The organism is Loktanella sp. SALINAS62 (assembly GCF_018263905.1).
Lineage (GTDB): Bacteria > Pseudomonadota > Alphaproteobacteria > Rhodobacterales > Rhodobacteraceae > Loktanella.
In genome coordinates this window covers 269,382-293,433 of sequence record NZ_JAAFZU010000023.1, presented here as the reverse complement: position 1 = coordinate 293,433, position 24,052 = coordinate 269,382, and the positions used below count along the sequence as shown (strand labels likewise).

Below are 24,052 nucleotides of genomic sequence, written 5' to 3'. Positions count from 1 at the left end.
GGTTTCAACCCCCGGTGCGGACCAGTTCAGCCCGACTTAACGTGAAGCCAGACAAGATCCAGCGCGATTCTGCCTGTTGCAATGCCTTGCCCAGCGCCGGACCTTGCAGCTCTGGCATGAAATCGGCGGCAGTGACCGGCAGGGTCTGCGCTGCGCCGATGCGTGCCCGTTCGACATCGACAGGGTCCAGCAATTGCCCCAGTGACGCGGCAAGGATCGCCAGCTTGTCGATGGCGATGGTTGCACCGAGGCGGTAGCCCATTTCGCCTGCGGATGCAGCCGGGAAGGTCAGTGCGTCGATCCGCGTGGCCTGTGCCTTGCTTAGTCGCAGACGATCCCGCGATCCGCCCAGTGCTGCCAGACGGCGCAACGGATCAGGTTTCAGACCGGCGTCCTGTTCGACATGGACCAGCACGGTCAGCACATCCTGCGCTGCACCCGTCAGAACGCGCACCAGCACGCCGCTGGCCGCCATGCTGGCGACGGCGGGGGCCGGATCAGGGGCAGACAGCAGTTTCAGCATCTCTTGCGTGACGCGTTCGGATGACAACCCATCCAGCCCGTCGGCATTCATCGCACAGGCCGCCAGACCGTCGGCATCAATGCCAAGTGCCGGATCGCCATACCACGCAAAGAACCGGAAAAACCGTAAGATCCGCAGATAATCTTCGCGGATACGCGATTGCGGATCGCCAACGAACCGCACGCGGCCTGCCTGCGCATCGGGAACACCACCCAGCGGGTCCGCGATGGTGCCGTCGGGGGCAGCGTAAAGCGCGTTCATGGTGAAATCGCGCCGCGCCGCATCGTCAGCCAGATCGTCGGCAAAGGCCACCGTGGCATGCCGCCCGTCGGTATCTACATCGCGGCGAAAGGTCGTGATTTCGAACGGTTCGCCATCCGCGATGACGGTGACGGTGCCATGCGCGATGCCCGTCGGCACCACCTTGAACCCTGCCGCCTGCGCCAGTTCCATAACGCGGTCGGGCCGCGCGTCGGTGGTCAGATCCAGATCGCTGACCGGCGCACCGATCAACGCATTGCGAACGCAACCTCCCACGAACCACGCCTGATGGCCCGCATCGGTCAGCATTGCGCAGACCGCGCGCGACCGATCCGTTCGTAGCCAGGGCGCATCGAGTGTCGTCATGGGGACATCCTGTCGGCTAGCGCGCGCAGGATGCGGCCCGTCGCACCCCAGATGTAATAGGGTCCGAACGGCACTGTGTAATAATGGCGTTGCCGCCCCTGCCAACGGCGGCTTTGGATCATGAAACGTGACGGGTCGGTCACATGGGCCAGCGGCACCTCGAACACTTCTGACACTTCGCCGGCTTCGGGGCGGGGGATAAAATCACCATCGACCAGACCGATCACAGGGGTCATGTCGAACCCTGTGACGGTTTCATGGGTCGGCATCTGGCCCAGAATACGCACCGCGGACCGGGGCAGGCCGATTTCCTCTTGTGCTTCGCGCAGGGCCGCGTCGGTGGTGTCGCGGTCGCCCGCGTCCACCTTCCCCCCTGGAAAGGCGACTTGGCCGGGGTGGTGCAACAATGCGGCGGACCGTTTCGTCAGAATGACCGTGCCACGGGCCGGACGTACAGCGATCAGCACCGCAGCGGGCCGCAACTTGCGCCCAGCCTGAACCACGACTTCGGGATTCAGGTCGTAGTCGGTGGATGGCCGCCCCGTTCGGGCCAGCGCAGCCCGCAGACGCTGTTCCAGTTCAGGCGTCGCCATCAGAGGATTCAGCCTCGAACCCAAGGGTTTCCGGCGCAAATTCATAATGGGCGCCGCAGAATTGGCAATCTGCCGTCACCGTGTTGTCGTCGGTTGTCATGGTGCCGATATCCTTGGCCGAATAGATCGACAGGCTTTGCCGGACACGTTCCGCCGAACAGGTGCAGCCAAAGGTGATCGGCTGCGCGTCATAGACACGCGGCGCTTCTTCATGGAACAGGCGCACCAACAGATCGGTGGGCTGAACGGTGGGACCGATCAGTTCGATGTCATCGACAGTATCCAGCAACAGATTGGCGCGGCGCCAGTTTTCGCCTTCGTCTTCGTTCAGGATATCCTCTGCCGCGAGCAGGCCGTTTTCGCCACTGCCGCCTTCATCGCCCGCAAAAGGGGACGATTTCGGCATGTGCTGCAGCATGACGCCACCGGCGCGCCAGCGCGCGCCATCATCGCCCGCGTTCTGGTTCAGACCGTAGGACAGCGCAAAACGGGTCGGGATCTGTTCGGATTGCGCGAAATAGGTTTCCGCACAGGCAGACAGATTCGTCCCGCTCAGCGGGGTGATCCCCTGATAAGGCGTCGTGCCGCTGCCCTGATCGATCAGAATGGCGAAATAGCCGTCACCCACCTGCGAAAACGGGTCGGCGTCGGCATCCAGCAAATCGGCATCGTATCCCGCATAGGCGCGCATCCTTGCAGGCTGGCCGTCTTCGGTCGGGCCATAGTAATCGGTTGCGATCAAACGTGCCGCACCTGACGACCGCACTTGCAGGGACAGTTTCCAGCGCAGCTTCATGGTCTGGCCGATCAATGCGGTCAGCAAGGCCATTTCTGCAACCAGTGCTTCGATCACGGGCGGATAGTCGTGCTGCTTCAGCACGTCGTCCAATACGCCGTCCAGCCGCGCGACGCGGCCCCGGATATCAGAGGCGTCAAGCGTGAACGGCAGGACGGTATCGTCCCAGGCAATCTGAGAGCCTAAGGTCATGGGCTTTCCTAACATGTGCGGAATCGGCATACCGGGTCCATATAGGGACGGCAAGCGATGGTCCAAGGGGGCAAAGATGATCCGTAGATATGGCACACCCGCACGCACAGGAGTCACATACGGCCTGCGCCCGGGCGCTTATGCCATTTTGCCGCGGGACGGCATGGTGCTGGTGACGTGGCAGGGCGACCCACATAACGAACTGCAACTGCCGGGCGGTGGCATCGATCCGGGCGAAGGCGCCATTCGGGCCCTGCACCGCGAGGTGTTCGAAGAAACTGGCTGGCGCATCGCCGCACCCCGCCGTCTGGGCGCGTTCCGGCGTTTCACATGGATGCCGGAATACAAGCGACATGCCGAAAAACTGTGCCACATCTATCTGGCCCGCCCGGTGCTGAAGCTGGGCCAGCCGTCAGAGCCGAACCACACCGCCATCTGGGTCAGCCCGCAGGACGCCGCAGGAATGCTGGCAAACGAAGGCGACCGGGCGTTTCTGACCGCGCTGATTCTGCAGGATATGGTCTGACCACATCCCGGCGAAACCTTGCCCCGCATCAGGAAACGCAGTATCGCGGCGAACAATCTGAACCGTTGCAAAGGCCCATGCCATGACCGCGCCCAAGAAAGTCGTCCTCGCCTATTCCGGTGGTCTGGACACGTCCATCATCCTCAAATGGCTCAAGACCGAATATGGTTGCGAGGTGGTCACCTTTACCGCTGATCTGGGTCAGGGCGAAGAACTGGAACCCGCGCGCAAAAAGGCAGAGGATATGGGTGCTTCCAGCATCTATATCGAAGATCTGCGCGAAGAATTCGTGCGCGACTTTGTGTTCCCGATGTTCCGCGCCAACGCCGAATACGAAGGTCTGTATCTGCTGGGCACATCCATCGCGCGGCCGCTGATTTCCAAGCGTCTGGTGGAAATTGCCGCAGCCGAAGGTGCCGATGCCGTGGCCCACGGCGCCACCGGCAAAGGCAACGATCAAGTACGGTTTGAAATCGCGGCCTATGCGCTGAACCCCGACATCAAGGTCATCGCGCCCTGGCGTGAATGGGACCTGACCAGCCGCACAAAGCTTTTGGAATTCGCCGAACAGCACCAGATTCCCGTGGCCAAGGACAAGCGCGGCGAAGCACCGTTCAGCGTCGACGCAAACCTGTTGCACACATCATCCGAAGGCAAGGTGCTGGAAGACCCCGCACAGGAAGCGCCTGAATACGTCTATCAGCGCACCGTCGCACCCGAAGATGCGCCCGATACGCCCGAGATGGTGGAAATCACGTTCGAACGCGGCGATGCGGTTGCGATCAACGGCGAAGCGATGTCGCCCGCCACGATCTTGACAAAGCTGAACGAACTGGGCGGCAAGCACGGTGTCGGACGGCTTGATCTGGTGGAAAACCGTTTCGTCGGTATGAAATCACGCGGCATTTATGAAACGCCCGGCGGCACCATCCTGCTGGAAGCGCACCGCGGCATCGAACAGATCACACTGGATTCAGGCGCAGGCCACCTGAAAGACAGCATCATGCCGCGTTATGCCGAACTGATCTACAACGGGTTCTGGTTCAGCCCCGAACGCGAAATGCTGCAGGCGCTGATCGACAAAAGCCAGGAACACGTGCAGGGCACCGTCCGCGTGAAACTGTATAAGGGGTCCGCATCCACCGTGGCCCGTTGGTCCGATGCGTCGCTGTATTCCGAAGCACACGTCACGTTCGAAGACGACGCCGGTGCCTATGACCAGACCGACGCGCAGGGGTTCATCCAACTGAACGCGCTGCGCCTGAAACTGTTGGCCGCGCGCAAACGGCGTCTGTCCTCTTGACCCAGACAACAGCCCGCCCCGGTAAACCGGGGCGGGTGTAACAGGATACTCGTGAACGCCGGGCGAAAGGCACTGTTCAACAGAAAACTGGTTATCCGCCCGGATGTCGCAAACACAGATACGTTGCAAAACCTGCTGACAGGACCGCAACGAAAGCGGGTTACAGGCAGATACACGTCACACCGAAGGACAGAGTTTCAGCTGTCGGCCCGTTTTTGCAGGCGCTGGGCATAAAGCCGGTCGTAATGCGGCAGGGCACGCCGGGCCAGATCGGCGGCATCATCCATCAGCGGCGGCATCGGGCCTTCGGGTCCGGCGAACCCGGTGCTGTTGTGGATCGCACCATACCAATGCGCGGCCCAGACGCCATCATCCGGGTGCCCACCTGCCGGCCATGACAGCATGTCACCGTCGAACGGCAGGCCGATGGCGGCACACAAGGTGCGCAACATGCCGTCAGGATCATCGCGGATATCGGCACTGTCGATGACAAGCCCGCCGATCCGGTCAAATAGCGCCGCCTGTGCGGCAAAACCGATGTCGTCGTCGGTCACGCTGTCCCGTTTGGCCCCGTAGCTGGCGATGACGCGGGCGGGATGACGGATCAGGTGGACGTTGACGCAATCGGCCGCCCAATCCAGCGGCATCCCGTCCATATGATGCGGCATGTGTTTCATGTAAAAATGCGGTTTTCCGGTCGGGATCGGCCCTGCACAGCGCGCAGCAATGGCATCCGGATCGGTGTCATGGGCTGCGATGATGGCATCGCGCATCGGGTGGTCGGCCCCGGTGCGCGCCAGATAGGCCGCATAGAACGGTTCGTCCCAGACCGCGAAATCGCCGCGCGCACCAAAGGCATACATCATCGCCGTCGACAGGTTGCGCGGCCCCGACCACATCGCGATTTTCATGCCGCGTCCACCAGCGCCTTGTAAAGCGAACGGATGCGCAGGGTCATCGGCCCCAGATCACCATTGCCGATCTGGCGTCCATCAATCGTGCCGACGGGGGTTTGCGCGCCGAATGTGCCGGTCAGAAAAGCCTCGTCGGCGCCATAGGTATCGACCAGTGAATAATTCCGCTCGAACACCGGGATTCCATCGGCGCGGCAGACGTCGATCACCTTTTGCCGGGTGATGCCGTTCATGCAGTAATCGCCAGTGCTGGTCCAAACGGTACCTTTGCGCACGATGAAGAAATTGCAGGCGTTGGTCGTGTTCACAAAGCCATGCACATCCAGCATCAGGGCTTCGTCGGCGCCTGCCTTTTGCGCGGCGATACAAGCCAGAATGCAATTCAGTTTGGAATGGCTGTTCAGCTTGGGGTCTTGGGTCATCGGCAGCCCGCGCTGGTGCGGCACGGTCGCCAGATTGATGGGACGCGGGATCGACGGTTTCGAATGTTCCATGATGATCACCATCGTCGGTCCCTGACGTGACAGCGACGGGTGCTGGAACGGACGCGTCTTGACCCCCCGCGTCACCATCAGTCGGGCGTGGGCATCGCTGGTCATGTCGTTGGCGGCGCGGGTCTGTTCCAGCGCCTGTTTCACGCCGTCACGGTCCATCCCGATATCAAGGTCGATGGCCTTGGCCGCTTCGAACAGACGATCAAGGTGTTCATCCAGAAACGCCCAGCGCCCGTCATACAGACGCAAACCTTCCCAAACGCCATCGCCCAGCATGAATCCGCTGTCATAGACACTGACCACGGCCTGTGCGCGCGGTTTCAGTTCGCCATCAACCCAGATCAGGATGTTTTCGTTGCGCGCGTCCTCTGCGGACTGGTGGGTCGAAACTTCGGCCATGCGTATTCCTTGCGTTGGTTTAGTAAAATCCGATCCGCGGCCCGATATGCGGTAACGACCCCGTGAGACCGCATCACGGCGTTTGATCGGAATCATGCCTTATCCCACATAGGTCTGGAACCCGGAGGAGTGACAGATGAAAAAGAAATTGATCGCCGCAGCCATCCTTGCGATTGGATTTGGCAATGCGGCTACGGCCCAGCAAACCCAGACAGCCATCGTTGCGGGGGGCTGTTTTTGGTGCGTCGAAGCCGATTTCGAAAGCGTCGCAGGCGTCGGTGATGTGGTGTCGGGCTATACTGGCGGCACCACCACCAACCCGACCTATCGGCAGGTGACGGGCGGCGATACCGGCCACTACGAAGCCGTGCGGATTCCGTTTGATCCTAGCGTCATCAGCTACCGTGAAATCATGGATCTTTTCCTGCGGTCCATCGACCCGCTGGATGCCGGGGGCCAGTTCTGTGACCGTGGCGACAGCTACCGCACCGCGATTTTCGTGCAGACGCAGGAACAGGCAAATACCGCCACTGCCGCCGTCAACGCAGCCCAGCAAGAGCTGGGACGCCAGATCGTCACGCCCGTGGTGCAGGCTGCCCCGTTCTACATGGCCGAAGATTACCATCAGGACTACTATAAATCCGAAGGGCTCAAGCTGACCCGTGGCGGGGTCAAGACGCAGGAAGGCGCCTACAAATATTACCGCGATCGCTGTGGACGCGATCAGCGCGTTGCCCAGATCTGGGGCAACGACGCACCGTTCATCAATTAATCCGGCAGGATCATGTCCTGGACCTCTTTCAGGTCCGGGATCACGTCTGCGGTGCCGTGGCGCTGAACCATCAGCGCCCCGGCCCGCATCGCCACCCCGATGGCCTGTCCCATCGGCTGACCCCGATCCAGACCAGCCAGCACGTATCCTGTGAATGTATCGCCTGCCCCGGTGGTATCGACGGCATCGACCGGGATCGCGTCGAAATGCTGGGGTCCCATCGGTCCGAACCAATCGGCGCCGTCCGCCCCCAACGTCACCACGACATCGCGGATTCCCAGATCATAGGGTTTCTTGCCGGTGGCGTCGCGCAATTGTCTGGCCTCGACCGCGTTCAGAAACAACAGGTCGATGGACGGCAACACGGCCTGCACGCGGTCCGCGTCAAAAGGTGCGGCTGCGTAGGCCACGCGCAGGCCCATCTTGCGCCCCAGTTCGGCGGCGGTGCGTTGCAGGTTGGTTTCGTTTTGAATCAGCAGCCAGTCGCCGGTTTGCGCTTCTGACAGCGCTTCTTGCAGGATGGCGTGGGGGATGACCTCGTTCGCGCCGGGGGACAGGACGATCGTGTTTTCGCCGTCCTTATCAACAAGGATCACGGCCTGCGTCGTATCCACATCGGCACGGGCGATGAACCGCGTGTCGACGCCGTATTCCATCAGGCGATCGACGCACCATTCGCCGTCGTCCCCCACTGCACCGATATGGTGGACGGTCGCGCCCGCACGCGCACAGGCGACGGACATATTGGTGCCCTTGCCGCCCAGAAATTCCGCGTGATCCGTGGCGGACAGGGTTTCACCGGGGGCGGGCATGTGTGGCACCGCGTAGACCTGATCGATATTGATCGATCCAAGGTTCCAGATAGCCATCAGGCGACCTTTCCGGCGGCGATCACCGCCATGTTGAGGATATCGTTGACCGAAGACACGGTGGAACAGATCTGCACCGGTTTGCCGACACCTGCAAGGATTGGACCGATCACAGTCGCGCCCCCCATTTCCTGCATCAGTTTCACGCTGATACTGGCGGAATGGCGGGCCGGCACGACCAAAACGTTGGCAGGTCCGGTCAGTCGGCTGAATGGATAATGCGCAGCCGCCGACGGGTTCAGCGCAACATCGACGGTCATTTCGCCTTCGTATTCGAAATCGACGCCGCGCTGGTCCAGAATATCGGGCGCGCGGTGCATCTTTTCAGCGCGTTCGGACACCGGATAGCCGAATGTCGAAAAGCTGCAAAACGCGACGCGTGGGTCCAGCCCAAAGCCGCGCGCGACCTCTGCCCCGCGGGTGGCGATATCGGCCAGATCATTTTCGTCGGGCCATTCATGCACCAGCGTATCAGCAACCAGCACGATCCGCCCCCGCGCCAACAGCGCGGTCACGCCGACGGCCCCATGATGCGGACGGGCATCGAACACATGGCCGATCAGTTCCAGCACCTGCGCGGATTTACGGGTCGCACCCGTCACCATGCCGTCGGCATGACCATGCGCCAGCATCAGTGCGGCAAAGACATGGCGGTCACGTGCGGCAAGACGGTGTACGTCTTGCCGGTCATGACCCTGACGTTGCAGGCGTTCGTAAAGAAAGCCCTTATAGGTTTCCAGATGTTCAGTATTCGCCGCGTTCACGACGGTCAGTTCGCCAACGGCATCGTCCAGCCGTTCGGCGCGCAACAACGCTTCGACATCACCGGTGCGGCCAACAACCAGCGCCTTACCCAGACCTTGCCGCTGATAAGCGATGGCCGCACGCAGGACGCGGGGATCGTCACCTTCGGCAAATACAATTGTCGATTGGGCGGCACGCGCGCGGTTATGCAGGCTGCGCAGGATATTGGCGGTCGGGTCCATGCGGGCGGTCAGGGCAGCGGTGTAACCACCCATGTCGATGATCGGACGCCGCGCAACGCCTGTGTCCATGCCCGCCTTGGCCACGGCAGGCGGGATGCGGTGGATCAGACGCGGATCAAACGGCGTGGGGATGATGTAATCGCGCCCAAACGTCAGTTTCTTGCCGTATGCGGCGGCGACTTCGTCAGGCACGTCTTCACGCGCCATGGCGGCAAGCGCATGGGCGCATGCAATTTTCATTTCATCATTGATGGCGCGGGCGTGAATATCCAGCGCCCCCCGAAACAGATAGGGAAAGCACAGCACGTTGTTGATCTGGTTGGGGTAATCGCTCCGCCCGGTGGCGACGATGGCATCGCTGCGGACGGCGTGCGCCTCTTCCGGGGTGATTTCGGGATCGGGGTTCGCCATGGCGAAAATCACCGGGTTCGGTGCCATGCTTTCGACCATCGCGGGTGTCACCGCCCCTTTGGCCGACACGCCAAGGAAAACATCGGCCCCTTTCATCGCATCGGTCAGGGTGCGGGCGTCGGTGGTCGCGGCATGGGCCGATTTCCACTGGTTCATGCCGTCGGTCCGGCCCTGATAGATCACGCCTTTTGTGTCGCACATGATGCAGTTGTCATGTCGTGCGCCCATCGCCTTGAGCAGTTCCAGACAGGCGATCCCGGCAGCTCCTGCCCCGTTCAGCACGATACGGACGTCTTCGATCTTTTTGTCGGACAGGTGCAGCGCGTTCAGCAGACCGGCCGCACAGATCACGGCGGTGCCGTGCTGGTCGTCGTGGAACACCGGGATGTCCATTTCCTCTTTCAGGCGCTGTTCGATGATGAAACATTCTGGCGCCTTGATGTCTTCAAGATTGATACCGCCAAAGCTGGGGCCCATCAGCCGCACCGCATTGCAGAACGCGTCGGCGTCTTCGGTATCCAGTTCCAGATCGATGGAATTCACGTCAGCAAAGCGTTTGAACAGGACGGATTTACCTTCCATCACGGGTTTGGATGCAAGCGCCCCAAGGTTGCCCAGCCCCAGAACCGCCGTGCCGTTGGAAATCACGGCGACCAGATTGCCCCGGTTGGTATAATCATACGACAAGGCGGGATCGCGTGCGATTTCTTCGCAGGGGATGGCGACGCCGGGCGAATACGCAAGGCTTAGGTCGCGTTGCGTGGTCATCGGCACGGTGGCGTTGATTTCCCATTTGCCCGGTGAAGGCTGCGAATGAAACGCAAGCGCGTCTTCTCTGGTCACTTTGGCCATATGGTCCCCCTTGCCTGAATGCCTTTGGTAGCGGGGTCGCACGATTGGCTCAAGCGCGGGTTTTCCATGCAGGCGGCGGGTGCTAGACCCGGCCAGCAGACCGGGGGAAGCAATGACCGACACAGTCACACCGATGATGGCGCAATATCTGGACCTGAAGGTCCAGTATCAAGACGCGATCCTGTTCTACCGGATGGGCGATTTTTACGAGATGTTCTTTGACGACGCGGTGCAGGCCGCAGCCGCATTGGACATTGCGCTGACGAAGCGTGGCAAGCACGACGGCGCGGATATTCCGATGTGCGGTGTCCCTGTGCATAGTGCCGAAAGCTATCTTTTGACCCTGATCCGCAAGGGATTTCGCGTTGCCGTCTGTGAACAGATGGAAAGTCCCGCAGAGGCAAAGAAGCGCGGCCATAAATCAGTCGTGAAACGCGATGTGGTGCGCTTGGTCACCCCCGGCACATTGACCGAAGATTCATTGCTGGATGCCCGGCGTCACAATTTTCTGGCGGCCATCGCACGGGTGCGCGACGACGTGGCGCTGGCGTGGGTCGATATTTCCACTGGCGTGTTGCGTGTCATGGCGTGCCCGCGCGTGGCACTTGCCCCAGAACTGGCAAGGCTCGCCCCAAAAGAAGTGCTGCTGGCGGACGGTGACGCTGCCGATTTCCGCGACCTGATCGAAGACGCCGGCGCCAGCCTGACAGAACTGGGCCGCGCCGCATTCGACAGCACCGTGGGCGAAAAGCGACTGTGCGATCTGTTTCATATCGGATCGCTGGACGCATTCGGCAGCTTTGGCCGGGCAGAAGTCGCCGCATTGGCCGGCATCACCGCCTATCTGGAAATTACCCAAAAAGGGCAATTGCCGCTGTTGCGCCCGCCCGTGCTGGAAAGCCGTGCTGCGCTGATGCAGATCGACGCCGCGACACGTCGTTCGCTGGAACTGACACACGCGATGGCGGGGGGGCGCGCCGGGTCGCTTCTGGATGCTGTCGACCGGACGGTAACAGCCGCAGGTGCGCGGCTACTGGAACGCAGGCTAAGCGCACCGTCGCGGCAGTTGGACGTGATCACTGCGCGGCAGGATGCCGTCGCAGCCCTGTACGTTGATCCCACCCTGACCGAAGATATCCGCGACCATCTGCGCGGCGTGCATGATCTGGACCGGGCTTTGTCACGGTTGGCGCTGGATCGGGGTGGCCCGCGTGATCTGGCCGCCATCCGCAACACGATCGAACATGCGGACAGGCTGTATCAGGTGCTGAACCGGGGCGATTTGCCCAAGCTGCTGGCGGACGCGCAAGCCGCGCTGACAGGCCATGATACGGTGCACGATCTGCTGGATGCTGCACTGGTCGCTGATCCGCCATTACTGGCGCGCGACGGCGGTTTCATAGCGGCAGGTTACGACAGCGATCTGGATTCCGCACGACATCTGCGGGACGAAGGACGCGGCGTCATTGCATCAATGCAGGCGGATTTCATCCAACGCACCGGAATCAACGCGCTGAAGATCAAGCATAACAACGTGTTGGGCTATTTCATCGAAGTCACCGCCACCCATGCGGAACGGATGCTGGCACCGCCCCTGTCGGATACGTTCATCCATCGCCAAACCACGGCCAATCAGGTGCGGTTCACGACCGTCGAACTGAACGAGATTGAAAGCCGCATCCTGAATGCCGGGTCAGAAGCACTGGAGATTGAAAAGCGGCTGTATTCCGATCTATCGGAGTCTGTTTTGGCCGAGCAGGGGCCGCTGGGGCAACTGTCCCGCGCCCTTGCCGAATGTGATCTGGCGGCGGGCCTGGCCCATTTGGCGCGACAAGAAGGCTGGGTCCGACCGCAGATCGACGACAGCCGCACCTTTAACATCACAGGCGGCCGTCATCCTGTGGTCGAAGCCGCATTGTCACGCGCAGGTCAACCGTTTGTCGCCAACGGGTGCGATTTGACCGATACGCCGATCTGGTTGCTGACCGGCCCGAACATGGCGGGTAAATCGACATTCCTGCGACAGAACGCATTGATCGCTGTTTTGGCCCAGATGGGCGCGTTCGTACCGGCAGAGGATGCGCATATCGGGATCGTCAGCCAGATTTTCAGCCGTGTCGGGGCATCGGACGATCTGGCGCGGGGACGGTCGACGTTCATGGTGGAAATGGTGGAAACCGCCGCGATCCTGAATCAAGCGGACGACCGGGCACTTGTGATTCTGGACGAAATCGGACGCGGCACCGCAACCTATGACGGGTTGTCTATCGCCTGGGCCACGTTGGAACATCTGCACGACGTCAATCGCTGCCGCGCACTGTTCGCCACCCATTACCACGAGATGAGCAGCCTGTCCGCCAAACTGGCAGGCGTCGACAATGCAACCGTCAGCGTCAAGGAATGGGATGGCGATGTCATTTTCCTGCACGAGGTCAAGAAGGGCACCGCCGATCGCAGCTATGGCGTGCAGGTCGCGCGTCTGGCCGGTCTGCCACCCGCTGTCATCGCCCGTGCAAAGGTGGTGCTGGAAGCGCTGGAAAAAGGCGAACGTGAAGGCGGCAGTGCGCGCAAGGCGATGATCGACGACCTGCCATTATTTGCGGCGACCCCGCCCCCTGCCCCGGCACCCGTGAAACAATCGGCGCTGACTGACCGTCTGCGCAACGTGCATCCGGACGATCTGACGGCGCGCGAAGCATTGGCGCTGATCTACGAGTTAAAAGATCTGACGCAAAAGGACGACGCCTGAGCGTCGTCCCTTGTTGTCGTTTCAACTGTAAAAAAGTTCAGCTCGCCTGCGTCGACGACACGCCGACCTGCGCGGGGCGCAGCAGACGGTCGTGCAGCAGGAAACCCTCGGTCGAGACATCGATGATCTCTCCAGCCTTGGTGCCGGGCAGTGGTGCTTCGAACATTGCCTGATGCAGGTTTGGATCGAATTTGTCGCCGACTTCGGGTGTGATCGGATCGATTCCGTGCTTTTTGAAGACGGAAATCAATTCGCGCATCGTCAGTTCGACACCTTCCAACAGTGATGCGTTCACCGCCTTTTCAGCATCGGCGGTCGATTTCAGCGCGCGGCGCAGGTTGTCGTAAACCGGCAGCAGATCACGGGCGAGTTTTGATCCGCCGTAATTTTCAGCCTCGCGCCGGTCACGGTCGGCCCGTTTGCGGGTGTTTTCCGCATCGGCCAGCGCCCGCATCCACTTGTCGCGGAATTCGTCACGCTCTGCTTCGATGTCCGCGATCCGCGCCAGCGTTTCATCACCCTGCGCGTCCAGTTCGTCGCCTTCGGCGGCGAGTTCATCAAGGCTCATCGGTTCGTCTTGGTCGGCCATATCAATTCCTTCAGGAGCGGTCGGCGATCATCTTGCCGACGCGCTGCGCGGTATAGTTCACGATGGGCACAATGCGCCCGTAATTCAGTCTTGTCGGACCAATGACGCCCACGGCGCCGATGATCTTACGGTCGGCGTTCATATAAGGAGAAACCACCAGAGAGGAACCCGAAAGTGAGAAAAGTTTGTTTTCGGACCCGATAAAAATCCGCACGCCTTCGGCATCATCAGCCAGTTCGAGAAACTGCGCGATATCACGTTTGCGTTCCAGATCGTCGAACAGGTTACGGATAAGGTCGATATCGCCGGTATCGTCCCCCAGCAGATTGCCACGGCCACGCACGATCAGGCGTTCGTTGTTTTCACCTTCGTTTTCCCAGATCACCGCACCGGACTGCACCAGTTCTGCGGCCAGCTTGTCAATTTCCTGACGACGGGCCGCGATTTCACGTTCGATCACCGCCCCTAGGCGCGAAAGGGTCTGGCCTTCGGCGATGGCGTTCAGGAAATTCGCCGCCTCACGCATGGATGACGGGGTTTGCCCCGGTGGCGGGGTAAATAGCCGATTTTCAACGTGACCATCGGCAAAGACCAGCACCACCAGCGCGCGGGTGTTGGACAGCGACACGAATTCGATGTGTTTGATCGGGGCTTCGTGTTTTGGGGTCAGGACAAGCGATGCGACCTGTGTGACACCGGACAGCGCGGACCCAACGCGGTCAAGCACGGCGCTGACATCGGTATCGTCGTCGGTCAAGGTCTGGTCGATCAGGTTGCGATCAGGGTCCGACAGGTCGTTCACCTCTAGCAAGCCGTCGACGAACATGCGCAGGCCGATCTGCGTCGGCACACGGCCCGCGCTGACATGCGGGCTGCCCAGCAGGCCCAGATATTCCAGATCGTTCATGACGTTGCGAATTGTCGCAGGGCTGACCGGATCGGACATTTCACGCGACAGGGTGCGCGACCCGACGGGTGTGCCGGTTTCAAGGTAACCTTCGACGATGCGGCGAAACACCTCGCGCGAGCGGGCATTCATGTCATCGAAGCGTGGCGGTACATGGGTCATGGCGTTGTTACTCTGGCCAAAGGGCACGGGGGCGTCAACGGGACTTGGAATATCGACATGGGACGCGTATGCCGCTTTCGCAACCTATGAAGGAGCTGAACCATGCGCCCATCCGGCCGTAAGACCACCCAAATGCGCGACGTGTCCATCGAAACCAACGTCACGCGTCATGCCGAAGGCAGCTGTATGATACGCATGGGCGATACGCATGTCCTTTGCACCGCCAGTGTTGACGAACGGGTGCCGTCCTTTATGAAAAATTCAGGGCTGGGCTGGGTCACGGCGGAATATGGCATGCTGCCCCGCGCCACACATACACGAATGCGCCGCGAAGCAAAGAACGGCCAGTCGGGACGCACGCAGGAAATTCAGCGCCTGATCGGACGCAGCCTGCGCGCCGGTGTCGATCGTGTTGCGCTGGGCGAACGCCAGATCCAGATTGATTGTGATGTCATTCAGGCCGATGGCGGCACCCGCTGCGCGTCGATCACCGGTGGCTGGGTCGCCCTGAAACTGGCGGTGAATCAGTTGATGAAGGCGGGTCTGATCACCGCTGATCCGCTTGTTGATCCGGTCGCTGCTGTTTCCTGTGGGATTTACGCCGGTCAGGAGGTGCTTGATCTGGATTACCCCGAAGATTCCGAAGCCGGGGTCGACGGCAATTTCATCATGACCGGCGGCAAGCTGGTCGAAGTGCAGATGTCAGCCGAAGGCGCCACATTTACGCGCGGACAAATGGACACGCTGCTTGATCTGGCGGAATCCGGTATCACCGATCTGAACCGGATCCAGATGGAGGCCGTGTCTTGAGAAAATTCGACGGCGACCAGTTGGTCATCGCAACCCATAATACCGGCAAGCGCGACGAAATCGCGGACCTGCTGAAAGATTATGGCGTGACGTTGACCAGCAACGCCGATCACGGTTTGCCTGAACCGGACGAGACTGAAGACACATTTGCCGGCAATGCCCGGATCAAGGCGCATGCCGCGGCCAAGGCCACCGGGCTACCCGCGCTGGCCGACGACAGCGGGTTGGAAATCGCCGCCCTGAACGGTGCGCCGGGTGTCCTGACCGCTGATTGGGCCGAAACCAAATCTGGCCGCGATTTCCAGATGGCGATGCAGCGGGCGTTCGACGCATTGGAAGCCGTCAGCGCGCCATCTCCCCGCACTGCGCGGTTCTGCTGCACCTTGGTGCTGGCCTGGCCCGATGGTCACGACGAAGTGTTCGCGGGTGTCATGCCGGGCCAGATTGTCTGGCCCGGTCGCGGGGATCAGGGACATGGCTACGATCCTATTTTCCAGCCCGATGGCCATGAGTTGACGTTTGGCGAGATGGACCGTTGGGAAAAAAACCGGATCAGCCACCGTGCCGATGCGTTTCAAAAACTGGTGGCGGGCTGTTTTGACTGAAGATTGGCGGAACGGCGGGTTCGGTCTGTATCTGCACTGGCCGTTCTGTCAGGCAAAGTGCCCCTATTGTGATTTCAACAGCCATGTTGCGACCCGGATCGATCAAGATCGCTGGGGTCGTGCTTACATACATGAAATCAAACGGTTAGGCAAAGAAACACAAGGTCGGGTGCTACAATCCGTGTTCTTTGGCGGCGGCACGCCATCAATGATGTCGGTCCGACTAGTCGATGACATTCTGGCCACGATCCGCGCGACATGGCCGATCGCGAACGATATCGAAATCACGCTAGAAGCAAACCCAACCTCGACCGAGGCGGACCGCTTTGCGGGCTATCGTGCTGCGGGCGTCAACCGTGTGTCTCTTGGGGTGCAGGCCTTGAATGATGCCGACCTACGCCGACTGGGTCGCATGCATAGTGCGGCAGAGGCTTTGGCTGCGTTTGATATCGCGCGGACGACGTTTGATCGTGTCAGTTTTGATCTGATCTATGCGCGGCAGGATCAAACGCTAGCGCAATGGGAAACCGAACTGACCACCGCGCTCTCAATGGCGGTCGATCACCTGTCGCTCTACCAGCTGACGATCGAGGACGGAACGGTGTTTGGCGAGCGCGATGCATTGGGCCAGTTGCGCGGCCTGCCGAACGACGATCTGGGCGCGGACCTGTATTTTGCGACGCAGGCAATATGCGAGGCTGCCGGATTTCACGGATATGAGACGTCTAACCATGCGCGGATCGGTGCCGAAAGCACGCACAATCGGATCTATTGGCAGTCTGGGGATTACGTCGGGGTCGGACCGGGCGCGCAGGGCCGACTGACGTTGGACGGTGCGCGTTGGGAAACATCAACGCCGCTGGCACCGGGCGCATGGCTGGCGCAGGTCGAAAACCAGGGGCATGGGGAACTGCCGCGCGAACCCATTGGGCGTGCCGACGCACTGACAGAGATGTTGCTGATGGGCCTGCGCCTGTCAGAAGGCGTTTCGCGGGACCGTTTGCGCGATGCTGGCTATGAAAATGGCAACCCGCAAGAGACTGAACTGCTAGAATTGGGTCTGATTGCGCAAGATCCTGAACGCCTGCGCGTATCCGCCGAGGGGCGTCCTGTGCTGAACGGTATCCTGCGATCGCTGCTGGCCGACTAATTGCCTGCCAGCTGACGCATCAGATCATCAAGTTGGTTCAAGTCACTGTAACGAATGGTCATTTTGCCACTTTCCTGCCCGGCATCCTGATCAATGGACACTTGCATCCGGATTGCCGCTGACAATTCACGTTCCAAGGCAATTGTATCAGCATCCTTGCGCGGACGGGTCCGTTCACGCGCAGGCTTATCATCGGTGTCAGTTATCTTTTTCGTCAGACGTTCTGCATCGCGGACCGAAAGACCTTTTGCCATGATCTGGCGTGCCAGTTCGGTCGCCTTTGGATGACCGACGAGTGTTCGCGCGTGCCCGGCGGTCAGTTTACCCTTTCCAAGCCAATCCAGCACGTCTGATGGCAACGAAAGCAGACGCATCTGGTTGGCGATATGGCTCCGGCTTTTGCCAAGTGCTGTGGCTAGTTGTTCTTGGGTGTGTCCGAACCGATCCATCAACTGCCGATAACCCGCGGCCTCGTCTACCGGGTTGAGGTCAGCACGTTGAATGTTTTCGATGATCGCAATTTCAAGAACTTCAGTGTCATTGAAATCACGGATCAGGACTGGAATGTCGTGTCGGTTGGCCATCTGCGAAGCGCGCCACCGACGTTCGCCAGCGACAATCTGATATTCGTCGGTCGCGCCCGGTTGAAGCCGCACGATGAGGGGCTGGATCACGCCCTTTTCACGGATCGATTCCGCAAGTTCCGCCAGTGCATCATCGTCGAATGTGCGACGCGGCTGATCGGGATTTGGATGGACGCGTTCAATAGGAACATAAAGATCGGCACGCGGCGGCACCTCATCGGTGTCTGTTTGCGCCGGTTGCACATCTGCCATCAACGCAGAAAGACCACGGCCAAGACCACGGGTTTTAGGAGGTTGAGACATCAAGACACCTTTTTCAACGGGGCTTTGGCCTTGGCCAGGATTTCAGTCGCAAGCTTACGATACGCAACACTGCCAGCCGACTGACTGTCGTATGACAACGCAGGCATGGCAAACGATGGTGCCTCACTTAACCGGACATTGCGGGGAATGACCGTATCAAAAACGAGCGCACCCAAATTCTCACGAGCGTCCGCTTCGACTTGCTGGGACAGGTTGTTCCGCCGGTCGTACATCGTCAATACGACGCCCTCGATCCGTAGGGATTTGTTCGCTGACTGGCGGACTTCTCTGATTGTCAGCATCAGTTGAGACAGCCCCTCAAGCGCGAAAAACTCGCTTTGCAGTGGTACGATGACAGAGTGTGATGCGACCATCGCATTAACTGTCAAAATGTTGAGCGATGGCGGGCAATCAATCAAGATATAGTCAAACCGAAGCTGATCCATCGGTAATTGCCGCAACGCATCAAACAGCAGAAAGCTTCTTTTTTCGTTCGATATAAGTTCAATATCGGCAGAGCTGAGGTCCGTCGTTGCTGGTATGATCGACAGATTTGGAACCGTGGTCTGCTGAATCGCCTGATCCGGCGTCGCGTCACCCAAGATGAAATCGTACGTGGTGACCTGCCGCGCGTAGGGCGATACGCCAAGTCCGGTTGACGCGTTACCTTGGGGATCGAGGTCGATCAACAGGACGTTCTGATCGAGTTCCGCCAGCGCAGCGCCTAAATTGATGGTCGTCGTTGTTTTTCCGACGCCACCTTTTTGGTTGGCGACAGCGATAATTTTGGCGGTTTTTGGTGTGTTACGGTCAGGCACGCCGAATATCCTTTACAACAATGACCTGCCCGTCTGAATCAGTCAGACTAGGGTAGATCTGATGTCTGAAGTGCCACGCCTTTTGTGCATCCTCAAGTTCTGTTTCAAAATGCCGGCCTTTTGGCAGAATTGCCGTGCCTTCGGGCACCATCAGTCCAGATGCAAACGCCAGCAAATTCGACAAAGGCGCCAGTGCGCGGGCTGTCATACAGTCGGCGGGTTCGGCTGTCGTCTGTTCAATTCGTTCGCAAAATACGGTGGCATTTAACGACAGGGTGCAGACTGCAGTCCGCAAAAAAGCGGCCTTACGCTGATCACTTTCGATCAGTTGGAAATGTAACGATGGCTGTGTCTCAGCTTTGGCGATAGCCAAAACGATGCCGGGGAACCCGCCACCACTTCCAATATCTGTCAGCACCTTGGCGTCCGATGGGATATGTGGCAGAAGTTGCAGGCTGTCATCCACATGCCGTGTTTTCAAATCATTAATTTGAGATTTTGAAACAAGATTTATTGTCCTGTTCCACTTGATCAAAAGATCGGAAAACGCGGTCAAACGAGCAGATGTTTCACGTGAAACATCTGGCAGTTCAAAATCAGATGGCACGACGTAGCTCTTTTTTCTGCAAGGTCCCTTTGATCAGCAGAAGCGCTGCGGGAGTCATACCCTCAATTTGACTGCATTCATGTAGGTTTGTAGGACGCAGACGGGCAATTTTGGTCTTCAACTCATTCGACAAACCGGACAAATCGTCAAACGACATGTCCGATGGGATCAACAAATTTTCCGCAGCTTGTAACGCATCAATGTCCCGTTGCTGGCGTTTCGCATAATGGGCGTACAAGGCGTCGTTGCGAACCTGGGTGCCAATCAATGCGTCGATTGATTTAGCGCCGGGTACAAGCGTCCTTACCGTCTCAAATCCACAATCTGCGAGCGACAAGGCAGACAACGCAGTCCGCGCACCGGACCCAGAAGATAAGCGGACGCCGACGTTGTTCAAATCCGACGGCGTTAGCGTAACCTTTTCTAAGATATTTCTTGCCTTGTCGATCTCGTCCAGCTTATCGCAGAATCGCATCCAACGTGCATCTGATACAAGCCCAAGTTTTCGACCGATCGGAGTTAATCGCCGGTCTGCGTTATCCGCGCGAAGAATCAGCCGAAATTCCGCGCGCGAGGTGAACATCCGGTAAGGTTCTGTGACGCCCCTGTTTACCAAGTCGTCAATCATCACGCCGATGTAGCATTCACTCCGGCTGAAATAATGAGGATCACGTCCCAGGCTGCACAACGCGGCGTTCGTACCAGCGACAAGACCTTGCGCAGCCGCCTCCTCATACCCAGTGGTTCCGTTAATTTGCCCTGCAAGGTACAAACCGACGCAAGTTTTCAAAACCAGCGAAGGCGCCAGACTTCTGGGATCGACGTAGTCATATTCGATTGCATAGCCTGGTTGTAAAATCTCGACCTGTTCAAGCCCAGCGATTGACCTGACATAATCGTTCTGTACATCTTCTGGCAACGACGTACTGATCCCGTTCGGGTAGATCACATCGGAATCCAAGCCCTCTGGTTCCAGAAATACCTGATGCGAGGATTTATCCGCAAAACGCGTCACCTTATCTTCGATAGACGGGCAGTATCGCGGACCAACACCATCAATATGGCCGCCATACATTGCTGATCTTGCCAGATTGTCCCGTATGATTTGATGGGTGCGGTCGTTTGTATGCGTGATACCGCAAGCAATCTGCGGCACCTTCAAGGTGTCAGACAGAAAAGAAAAAAGCGATGGGTCGATGTCGGCATGCTGCATGTCCAGCGACGACCAATCAACCGTCGAAGATCGCAAGCGTGGTGGCGTTCCGGTTTTTAGTCGCCCCAGCGGTAGATCAAAGCTGCGCAGCTGTTGTGCCATCTTTTGTGACGCCGCATCACCCATTCGCCCGCTTGGGAATGACCGGTCCCCAATGTGGATAAGCCCGCCTAAAAAGGTACCCGTGGTCAAAACCACAGAATCCGCGACCAACTGGTCTATACCGTCAACTTCTGCCCCGGTAACACGCGTACCGGACATGATCAGTTGTGTGACTTCTCCGGTGATCAGGGTCAGATTAGCCTGCCCTGCTATCACCGCCTGCATCTCTTTTTGATACAACACGCGATCAGATTGAGTCCGTGGTCCCTGCACCGCTGGACCCTTCGTGCGGTTCAGTAGCCGAAATTGAATACCGGACGCGTCAGCAACCTGCCCCATAGCACCGCCTAATGCGTCAATCTCACGAACAAGATGGCCTTTTCCCAGGCCGCCGATCGCGGGATTGCACGACATAACGCCGATATCAGTGGATTTCATCGTAATCAGCGCGGTCTCAACGCCCAGACGTGCGGCAGCAAGCGCAGCCTCGCAGCCCGCGTGTCCGCCACCAATGACGACGACCTGATAATGTTTCACGTGAAACACCTACTTTCCGATGCAAAAACTGGAGAAGATTTCCCCCAGAAGGTCCTCTACATCTACGCGCCCAACGATGGAGTCAAGCGCCCTGACCGCGATCCGCAGATCTTCTGCCAGAAAATCAGCTGGTGCGGATTGCGCGATGGCGTCTTTCACTATTTTCAATTGCGTTTGGGCCAAAATCATCTGAACGCGATGACGTTCCCGTATGGCCATGCCCGCGTTGGCTGCGCGCTTCGAAAGCTCCGCTCCGATCTGGTCGATCATTTCTGTCACGCCGTGCCCATCGAGCCCAGAAACGCCGAGCGGCGGCTGCGACTTGCCCAGAAGGACAAGATCGCCAGCTACGGGCGCAAAGGGCGTCTGACGGTCCATGTCCGTCAAAAAAACACGAAGATCAGCAGCCTCCGCGCGCTGCCGGGCTAGATCGACCCCCAGTTTTTCGATCACATCTTTTGTCTCACGAATCCCGGCGGTATCCAGCAGCGTCACCGGCAAGCCAGAAATTTCCATACGGACTTCGATCACATCGCGCGTGGTCCCGGCAATGTCAGAGGTGATCGCCGCCTTTCGGCCCGCAAGCCGGTTGAGTAACGTCGATTTTCCGATGTTCGGTGGGCCAACAATAGCAACCTCGAACCCTGACCGCACACGTTCCGCCGCACCCGACCCCGCAATCTGACGTGCAAGCCCGTCTTCAACCGAAGACATCAATGACAGCACTTCGGGGTAGACATCGACGGGCACGTCTTCGTCAACAAAATCAATCGTTGCTTCGATCAAGGCAGCAGCGCGGATCAGCTTTGCCCGCCATTCATTGGCAAGGGCACCCAGTTCACCACTGAAAACACGAACCGCTTGTTTGCGCTGCGCTTCGGTTTCAGCGTCGATCAGATCCGCCAGACCTTCGACTTGCGCCAGATCCAGCCGTCCGTTGTCCAACGCCCGGCGGGTGAATTCGCCCGGTCCGGCGGGAACAGCGCCCAATTCAGAAAGACGACGACCGACCGCACCGACAATAGCGATGCTACCATGGCAATGCACCTCGACGACTGACTCACCGGTGAAGCTGTGACCCTTTGGAAACTGCAGAACCAACGCTTCGTCCAACAGGTCGCCGGTATTATCCAGCAATCGGCGGACGCCGCGATTTTTTGGCACGTCCGACATCAAACCAGACGCAATCGTGACCGCGTCCGGCCCGGACAGGCGCAAGACAGATACACCGGCCCGCCCCGGTGCAGACGCCAAGGCAAAGATCGTATCCATAGTCAAGCGCCTGATATTGCTAGGTATTCATCGAGTCAAAGAAATCTGCGTTGGTCTTGGTCTGCTTCAACTTGCCAATCAGGAATTCGATTGCGTCGGTTGTGCCCATCGGATTCAGGATGCGGCGCAGGACATAGGTTTTTGCTAGGTCCGTTTTGCCAACCAGCAGCTCTTCCTTGCGGGTGCCGGATTTCAGAATGTCCATCGCCGGGAACACACGCTTGTCCGCAACCTTGCGATCCAGCACAATTTCAGAGTTGCCCGTACCTTTGAATTCTTCAAAGATCACTTCATCCATGCGGCTGCCTGTATCGATCAACGCAGTTGCAATGATCGTCAGCGAACCACCCTCCTCGATGTTACGGGCGGCACCAAAGAACCGTTTTGGGCGCTGAAGTGCGTTCGCGTCGACACCACCGGTCAGAACCTTGCCCGATGATGGGACAGTCGTGTTGAATGCACGGCCCAGTCGCGTGATCGAATCCAGCAAGATCACGACATCGCGCTTGTGCTCGACCAGCCGTTTCGCCTTTTCAATCACCATTTCCGACACGGCGACGTGACGCGTTGCGGGCTCGTCAAACGTAGAAGAAACCACCTCGCCTTTCACGGATCGCTGCATGTCGGTGACTTCTTCTGGACGTTCGTCGATCAGCAGTACGATCAAATAGCATTCCGGGTGATTGCGTTCGATAGAATGGGCAATGTTCTGCAACAACACGGTTTTACCGGTACGCGGCGGTGCCACGATCAGGGAACGCTGACCTTTGCCGATAGGCGAAACAAGGTCGATGATCCGGGCAGACCGATCTTTCTTGTCATGCTCAGCGTCGACTTCCATCTTCAGACGTTCATCGGGATAAAGCGGCGTCAGGTTGTCGAACGCGACCTTGTGCTTGGTGCGTTCGGGATCTTCAAAGTTGATCATCTCAACCGTGTTCAACGCAAAATAACGTTCGTTGTCGTTTGGTTCCTTCATCGTCCCTTCGACGGTGTCGCCGGTGCGCAACGAATACTGCCGGATCATATCGGGCGAGACATAGATGTCATCGGGACCGGGCAGATAGTTTGCTTCTGGCGAGCGCAGAAAACCAAAACCGTCCTGCAGCACTTCCAGAACGCCATCCCCACCGATCAACCACTCTTCGTCGGCACGTTCACGCAGGATGGCGAACATCATGTCGCCTTTGCGCATCGTGGATGCGTTTTCAATTTCCAGCTCTTCAGCCATGGACAACAGGTCCTTGGGGCTTTGCGCCTTCAGGTCGGCAAGGTTCAGACGATGTTCGGACATGTTCAAAGGTTCCAGTCGCCAGCAAGTGGCGTTTCAATAGCACAGCGTTGGGGATGCGTTGATACCCGGACGGGTGACGCTTTGGCGCAGTTA

Annotated in this window: 22 protein-coding genes; 7 read left to right on the top strand and 15 right to left on the bottom strand. The window is 58.9% G+C overall.

The genetic code is table 11. The features are described from left to right. Positions 1-4: 4 nt before the first annotated feature. Genes GZH79_RS08970 through GZH79_RS08960 form a run of 3 tightly spaced genes read right to left on the bottom strand, consistent with a single transcriptional unit; the run spans position 5 to position 2,731 of the window. Positions 5-1,150 carry a CCA tRNA nucleotidyltransferase gene (locus GZH79_RS08970; RefSeq protein WP_211643439.1) on the bottom strand — a complete coding sequence of 382 codons (1,146 nt, stop codon included), beginning with the start codon at positions 1,148-1,150 and terminating at the stop codon, positions 5-7. After that, positions 1,147-1,743, bottom strand: coding sequence for a CoA pyrophosphatase (locus tag GZH79_RS08965; protein ID WP_211643438.1), 597 nt, complete (start codon positions 1,741-1,743; stop codon positions 1,147-1,149). The genes GZH79_RS08970 and GZH79_RS08965 overlap by 4 nt, the downstream gene beginning before the upstream one ends. Beyond that, a complete protein-coding gene (locus GZH79_RS08960) occupies positions 1,730-2,731 on the bottom strand; it encodes an Hsp33 family molecular chaperone HslO (protein ID WP_211643437.1) in 1,002 nt (333 codons plus the stop codon). The genes GZH79_RS08965 and GZH79_RS08960 overlap by 14 nt, the downstream gene beginning before the upstream one ends. A 76-nt stretch (positions 2,732-2,807) precedes the next feature. Here GZH79_RS08960 and GZH79_RS08955 point away from each other — a divergent pair, with 76 nt between their 5' ends. Then, positions 2,808-3,257: an NUDIX hydrolase gene (locus tag GZH79_RS08955; RefSeq protein ID WP_211643436.1), complete on the top strand. Its 450-nt coding sequence runs from the start codon at positions 2,808-2,810 to the stop codon at positions 3,255-3,257. Between the two features lie 82 nt (positions 3,258-3,339). Then, positions 3,340-4,560: an argininosuccinate synthase gene (locus GZH79_RS08950; RefSeq protein WP_211643435.1), complete on the top strand. Its 1,221-nt coding sequence runs from the start codon at positions 3,340-3,342 to the stop codon at positions 4,558-4,560. 197 nt (positions 4,561-4,757) lie between these two features. On the opposite strand, the gene GZH79_RS08945 is transcribed toward GZH79_RS08950, so the two are convergent. Together GZH79_RS08945 and GZH79_RS08940 are read right to left on the bottom strand one after the other, a co-directional pair. Beyond that, positions 4,758-5,471 (bottom strand): HAD family hydrolase, encoded by a 714-nt coding sequence (locus tag GZH79_RS08945; protein ID WP_211643434.1) that lies wholly within the window; start codon positions 5,469-5,471, stop codon positions 4,758-4,760. Next, positions 5,468-6,367: a D-amino acid aminotransferase gene (locus GZH79_RS08940; RefSeq protein ID WP_211643433.1), complete on the bottom strand. Its 900-nt coding sequence runs from the start codon at positions 6,365-6,367 to the stop codon at positions 5,468-5,470. Before GZH79_RS08940 ends, GZH79_RS08945 begins: the two co-directional genes overlap by 4 nt. Positions 6,368-6,503: 136 nt before the next feature. Here GZH79_RS08940 and msrA point away from each other — a divergent pair, with 136 nt between their 5' ends. Then, positions 6,504-7,139, top strand: a complete 636-nt coding sequence (gene msrA / locus GZH79_RS08935) for a peptide-methionine (S)-S-oxide reductase MsrA (RefSeq protein ID WP_211643432.1) — start codon at positions 6,504-6,506, stop codon at positions 7,137-7,139. Here the strand turns inward: msrA and GZH79_RS08930 are convergent. Both GZH79_RS08930 and GZH79_RS08925 read right to left on the bottom strand, forming a co-directional pair. After that, on the bottom strand, positions 7,136-8,008 hold the full coding sequence (locus GZH79_RS08930; protein WP_211643431.1) for a ribokinase: 873 nt from the start codon (positions 8,006-8,008) through the stop codon (positions 7,136-7,138). The two genes, msrA and GZH79_RS08930, sit on opposite strands and share 4 nt — an antisense overlap. Beyond that, positions 8,008-10,257, bottom strand: coding sequence for an NADP-dependent malic enzyme (locus GZH79_RS08925; RefSeq protein ID WP_211643430.1), 2,250 nt, complete (start codon positions 10,255-10,257; stop codon positions 8,008-8,010). The genes GZH79_RS08930 and GZH79_RS08925 overlap by 1 nt, the downstream gene beginning before the upstream one ends. A 112-nt stretch (positions 10,258-10,369) precedes the next feature. On the opposite strand from GZH79_RS08925, the gene mutS reads away from it, so the two are divergent. Next, on the top strand, positions 10,370-13,006 hold the full coding sequence (gene mutS, locus GZH79_RS08920; RefSeq protein WP_249219049.1) for a DNA mismatch repair protein MutS: 2,637 nt from the start codon (positions 10,370-10,372) through the stop codon (positions 13,004-13,006). Between the two features lie 37 nt (positions 13,007-13,043). Here mutS and GZH79_RS08915 read toward each other — a convergent pair whose 3' ends face one another. Both GZH79_RS08915 and hrcA read right to left on the bottom strand, forming a co-directional pair. Further along, complete coding sequence (locus tag GZH79_RS08915; protein WP_211643429.1) at positions 13,044-13,595, bottom strand: nucleotide exchange factor GrpE; 552 nt, start codon at positions 13,593-13,595, stop codon at positions 13,044-13,046. Positions 13,596-13,605: 10 nt separating this feature from the next. Next, positions 13,606-14,664 (bottom strand): heat-inducible transcriptional repressor HrcA, encoded by a 1,059-nt coding sequence (gene hrcA, locus GZH79_RS08910; RefSeq protein ID WP_211643428.1) that lies wholly within the window; start codon positions 14,662-14,664, stop codon positions 13,606-13,608. A 102-nt stretch (positions 14,665-14,766) separates the two neighbouring features. On the opposite strand from hrcA, the gene rph reads away from it, so the two are divergent. The 3 genes from rph to hemW are packed head-to-tail and all read left to right on the top strand — an operon-like array spanning position 14,767 to position 17,229. Next, positions 14,767-15,474 (top strand): ribonuclease PH, encoded by a 708-nt coding sequence (gene rph, locus GZH79_RS08905; RefSeq protein WP_211643427.1) that lies wholly within the window; start codon positions 14,767-14,769, stop codon positions 15,472-15,474. Next, positions 15,471-16,079, top strand: a complete 609-nt coding sequence (gene rdgB / locus GZH79_RS08900; protein WP_211643426.1) for an RdgB/HAM1 family non-canonical purine NTP pyrophosphatase — start codon at positions 15,471-15,473, stop codon at positions 16,077-16,079. The genes rph and rdgB overlap by 4 nt, the downstream gene beginning before the upstream one ends. Then, positions 16,042-17,229, top strand: a complete 1,188-nt coding sequence (gene hemW, locus GZH79_RS08895) for a radical SAM family heme chaperone HemW (RefSeq protein WP_211643497.1) — start codon at positions 16,042-16,044, stop codon at positions 17,227-17,229. Before rdgB ends, hemW begins: the two co-directional genes overlap by 38 nt. On the opposite strand, the gene GZH79_RS08890 is transcribed toward hemW, so the two are convergent. Genes GZH79_RS08890 through rho form a run of 6 tightly spaced genes read right to left on the bottom strand, consistent with a single transcriptional unit; the run spans position 17,226 to position 23,959 of the window. Next, complete coding sequence (locus tag GZH79_RS08890; protein ID WP_211643425.1) at positions 17,226-18,116, bottom strand: ParB/RepB/Spo0J family partition protein; 891 nt, start codon at positions 18,114-18,116, stop codon at positions 17,226-17,228. The two genes, hemW and GZH79_RS08890, sit on opposite strands and share 4 nt — an antisense overlap. Beyond that, positions 18,116-18,934, bottom strand: a complete 819-nt coding sequence (locus GZH79_RS08885; RefSeq protein ID WP_211643424.1) for a ParA family protein — start codon at positions 18,932-18,934, stop codon at positions 18,116-18,118. The genes GZH79_RS08890 and GZH79_RS08885 overlap by 1 nt, the downstream gene beginning before the upstream one ends. Beyond that, positions 18,927-19,541, bottom strand: coding sequence for a 16S rRNA (guanine(527)-N(7))-methyltransferase RsmG (rsmG, locus tag GZH79_RS08880; protein ID WP_211643423.1), 615 nt, complete (start codon positions 19,539-19,541; stop codon positions 18,927-18,929). Before rsmG ends, GZH79_RS08885 begins: the two co-directional genes overlap by 8 nt. Further along, the gene (gene mnmG, locus GZH79_RS08875; protein WP_211643422.1) at positions 19,531-21,402 is read right to left on the bottom strand and encodes a tRNA uridine-5-carboxymethylaminomethyl(34) synthesis enzyme MnmG; all 1,872 of its coding nucleotides are present in this window, start codon (positions 21,400-21,402) and stop codon (positions 19,531-19,533) included. Before mnmG ends, rsmG begins: the two co-directional genes overlap by 11 nt. Next, positions 21,403-22,665, bottom strand: coding sequence for a tRNA uridine-5-carboxymethylaminomethyl(34) synthesis GTPase MnmE (gene mnmE / locus GZH79_RS08870; protein WP_211643421.1), 1,263 nt, complete (start codon positions 22,663-22,665; stop codon positions 21,403-21,405). Between the two features lie 19 nt (positions 22,666-22,684). Further along, positions 22,685-23,959, bottom strand: a complete 1,275-nt coding sequence (gene rho / locus GZH79_RS08865) for a transcription termination factor Rho (RefSeq protein ID WP_211643420.1) — start codon at positions 23,957-23,959, stop codon at positions 22,685-22,687. Positions 23,960-24,052 lie beyond the last annotated feature (93 nt).

Excerpts from the sequence above, each read along its gene's own strand:
- GZH79_RS08970 (WP_211643439.1), bottom strand. The coding sequence starts at position 1,150 with ATGACGACACTCGATGCGCCCTGGCTACGAACGGATCGGTCGCGCGCG.
- GZH79_RS08965 (WP_211643438.1), bottom strand. The coding sequence starts at position 1,743 with ATGGCGACGCCTGAACTGGAACAGCGTCTGCGGGCTGCGCTGGCCCGA.
- GZH79_RS08960 (WP_211643437.1), bottom strand. The coding sequence starts at position 2,731 with ATGACCTTAGGCTCTCAGATTGCCTGGGACGATACCGTCCTGCCGTTC.
- GZH79_RS08955 (WP_211643436.1), top strand. The coding sequence starts at position 2,808 with ATGATCCGTAGATATGGCACACCCGCACGCACAGGAGTCACATACGGC.
- GZH79_RS08950 (WP_211643435.1), top strand. The coding sequence starts at position 3,340 with ATGACCGCGCCCAAGAAAGTCGTCCTCGCCTATTCCGGTGGTCTGGAC.
- GZH79_RS08945 (WP_211643434.1), bottom strand. The coding sequence starts at position 5,471 with ATGAAAATCGCGATGTGGTCGGGGCCGCGCAACCTGTCGACGGCGATG.
- GZH79_RS08940 (WP_211643433.1), bottom strand. The coding sequence starts at position 6,367 with ATGGCCGAAGTTTCGACCCACCAGTCCGCAGAGGACGCGCGCAACGAA.
- msrA (WP_211643432.1), top strand. The coding sequence starts at position 6,504 with ATGAAAAAGAAATTGATCGCCGCAGCCATCCTTGCGATTGGATTTGGC.
- GZH79_RS08930 (WP_211643431.1), bottom strand. The coding sequence starts at position 8,008 with ATGGCTATCTGGAACCTTGGATCGATCAATATCGATCAGGTCTACGCG.
- GZH79_RS08925 (WP_211643430.1), bottom strand. The coding sequence starts at position 10,257 with ATGGCCAAAGTGACCAGAGAAGACGCGCTTGCGTTTCATTCGCAGCCT.
- mutS (WP_249219049.1), top strand. The coding sequence starts at position 10,370 with ATGACCGACACAGTCACACCGATGATGGCGCAATATCTGGACCTGAAG.
- GZH79_RS08915 (WP_211643429.1), bottom strand. The coding sequence starts at position 13,595 with ATGGCCGACCAAGACGAACCGATGAGCCTTGATGAACTCGCCGCCGAA.
- hrcA (WP_211643428.1), bottom strand. The coding sequence starts at position 14,664 with ATGACCCATGTACCGCCACGCTTCGATGACATGAATGCCCGCTCGCGC.
- rph (WP_211643427.1), top strand. The coding sequence starts at position 14,767 with ATGCGCCCATCCGGCCGTAAGACCACCCAAATGCGCGACGTGTCCATC.
- hemW (WP_211643497.1), top strand. The coding sequence starts at position 16,042 with ATGCGTTTCAAAAACTGGTGGCGGGCTGTTTTGACTGAAGATTGGCGG.
- GZH79_RS08890 (WP_211643425.1), bottom strand. The coding sequence starts at position 18,116 with ATGTCTCAACCTCCTAAAACCCGTGGTCTTGGCCGTGGTCTTTCTGCG.
- mnmE (WP_211643421.1), bottom strand. The coding sequence starts at position 22,665 with ATGGATACGATCTTTGCCTTGGCGTCTGCACCGGGGCGGGCCGGTGTA.
- rho (WP_211643420.1), bottom strand. The coding sequence starts at position 23,959 with ATGTCCGAACATCGTCTGAACCTTGCCGACCTGAAGGCGCAAAGCCCC.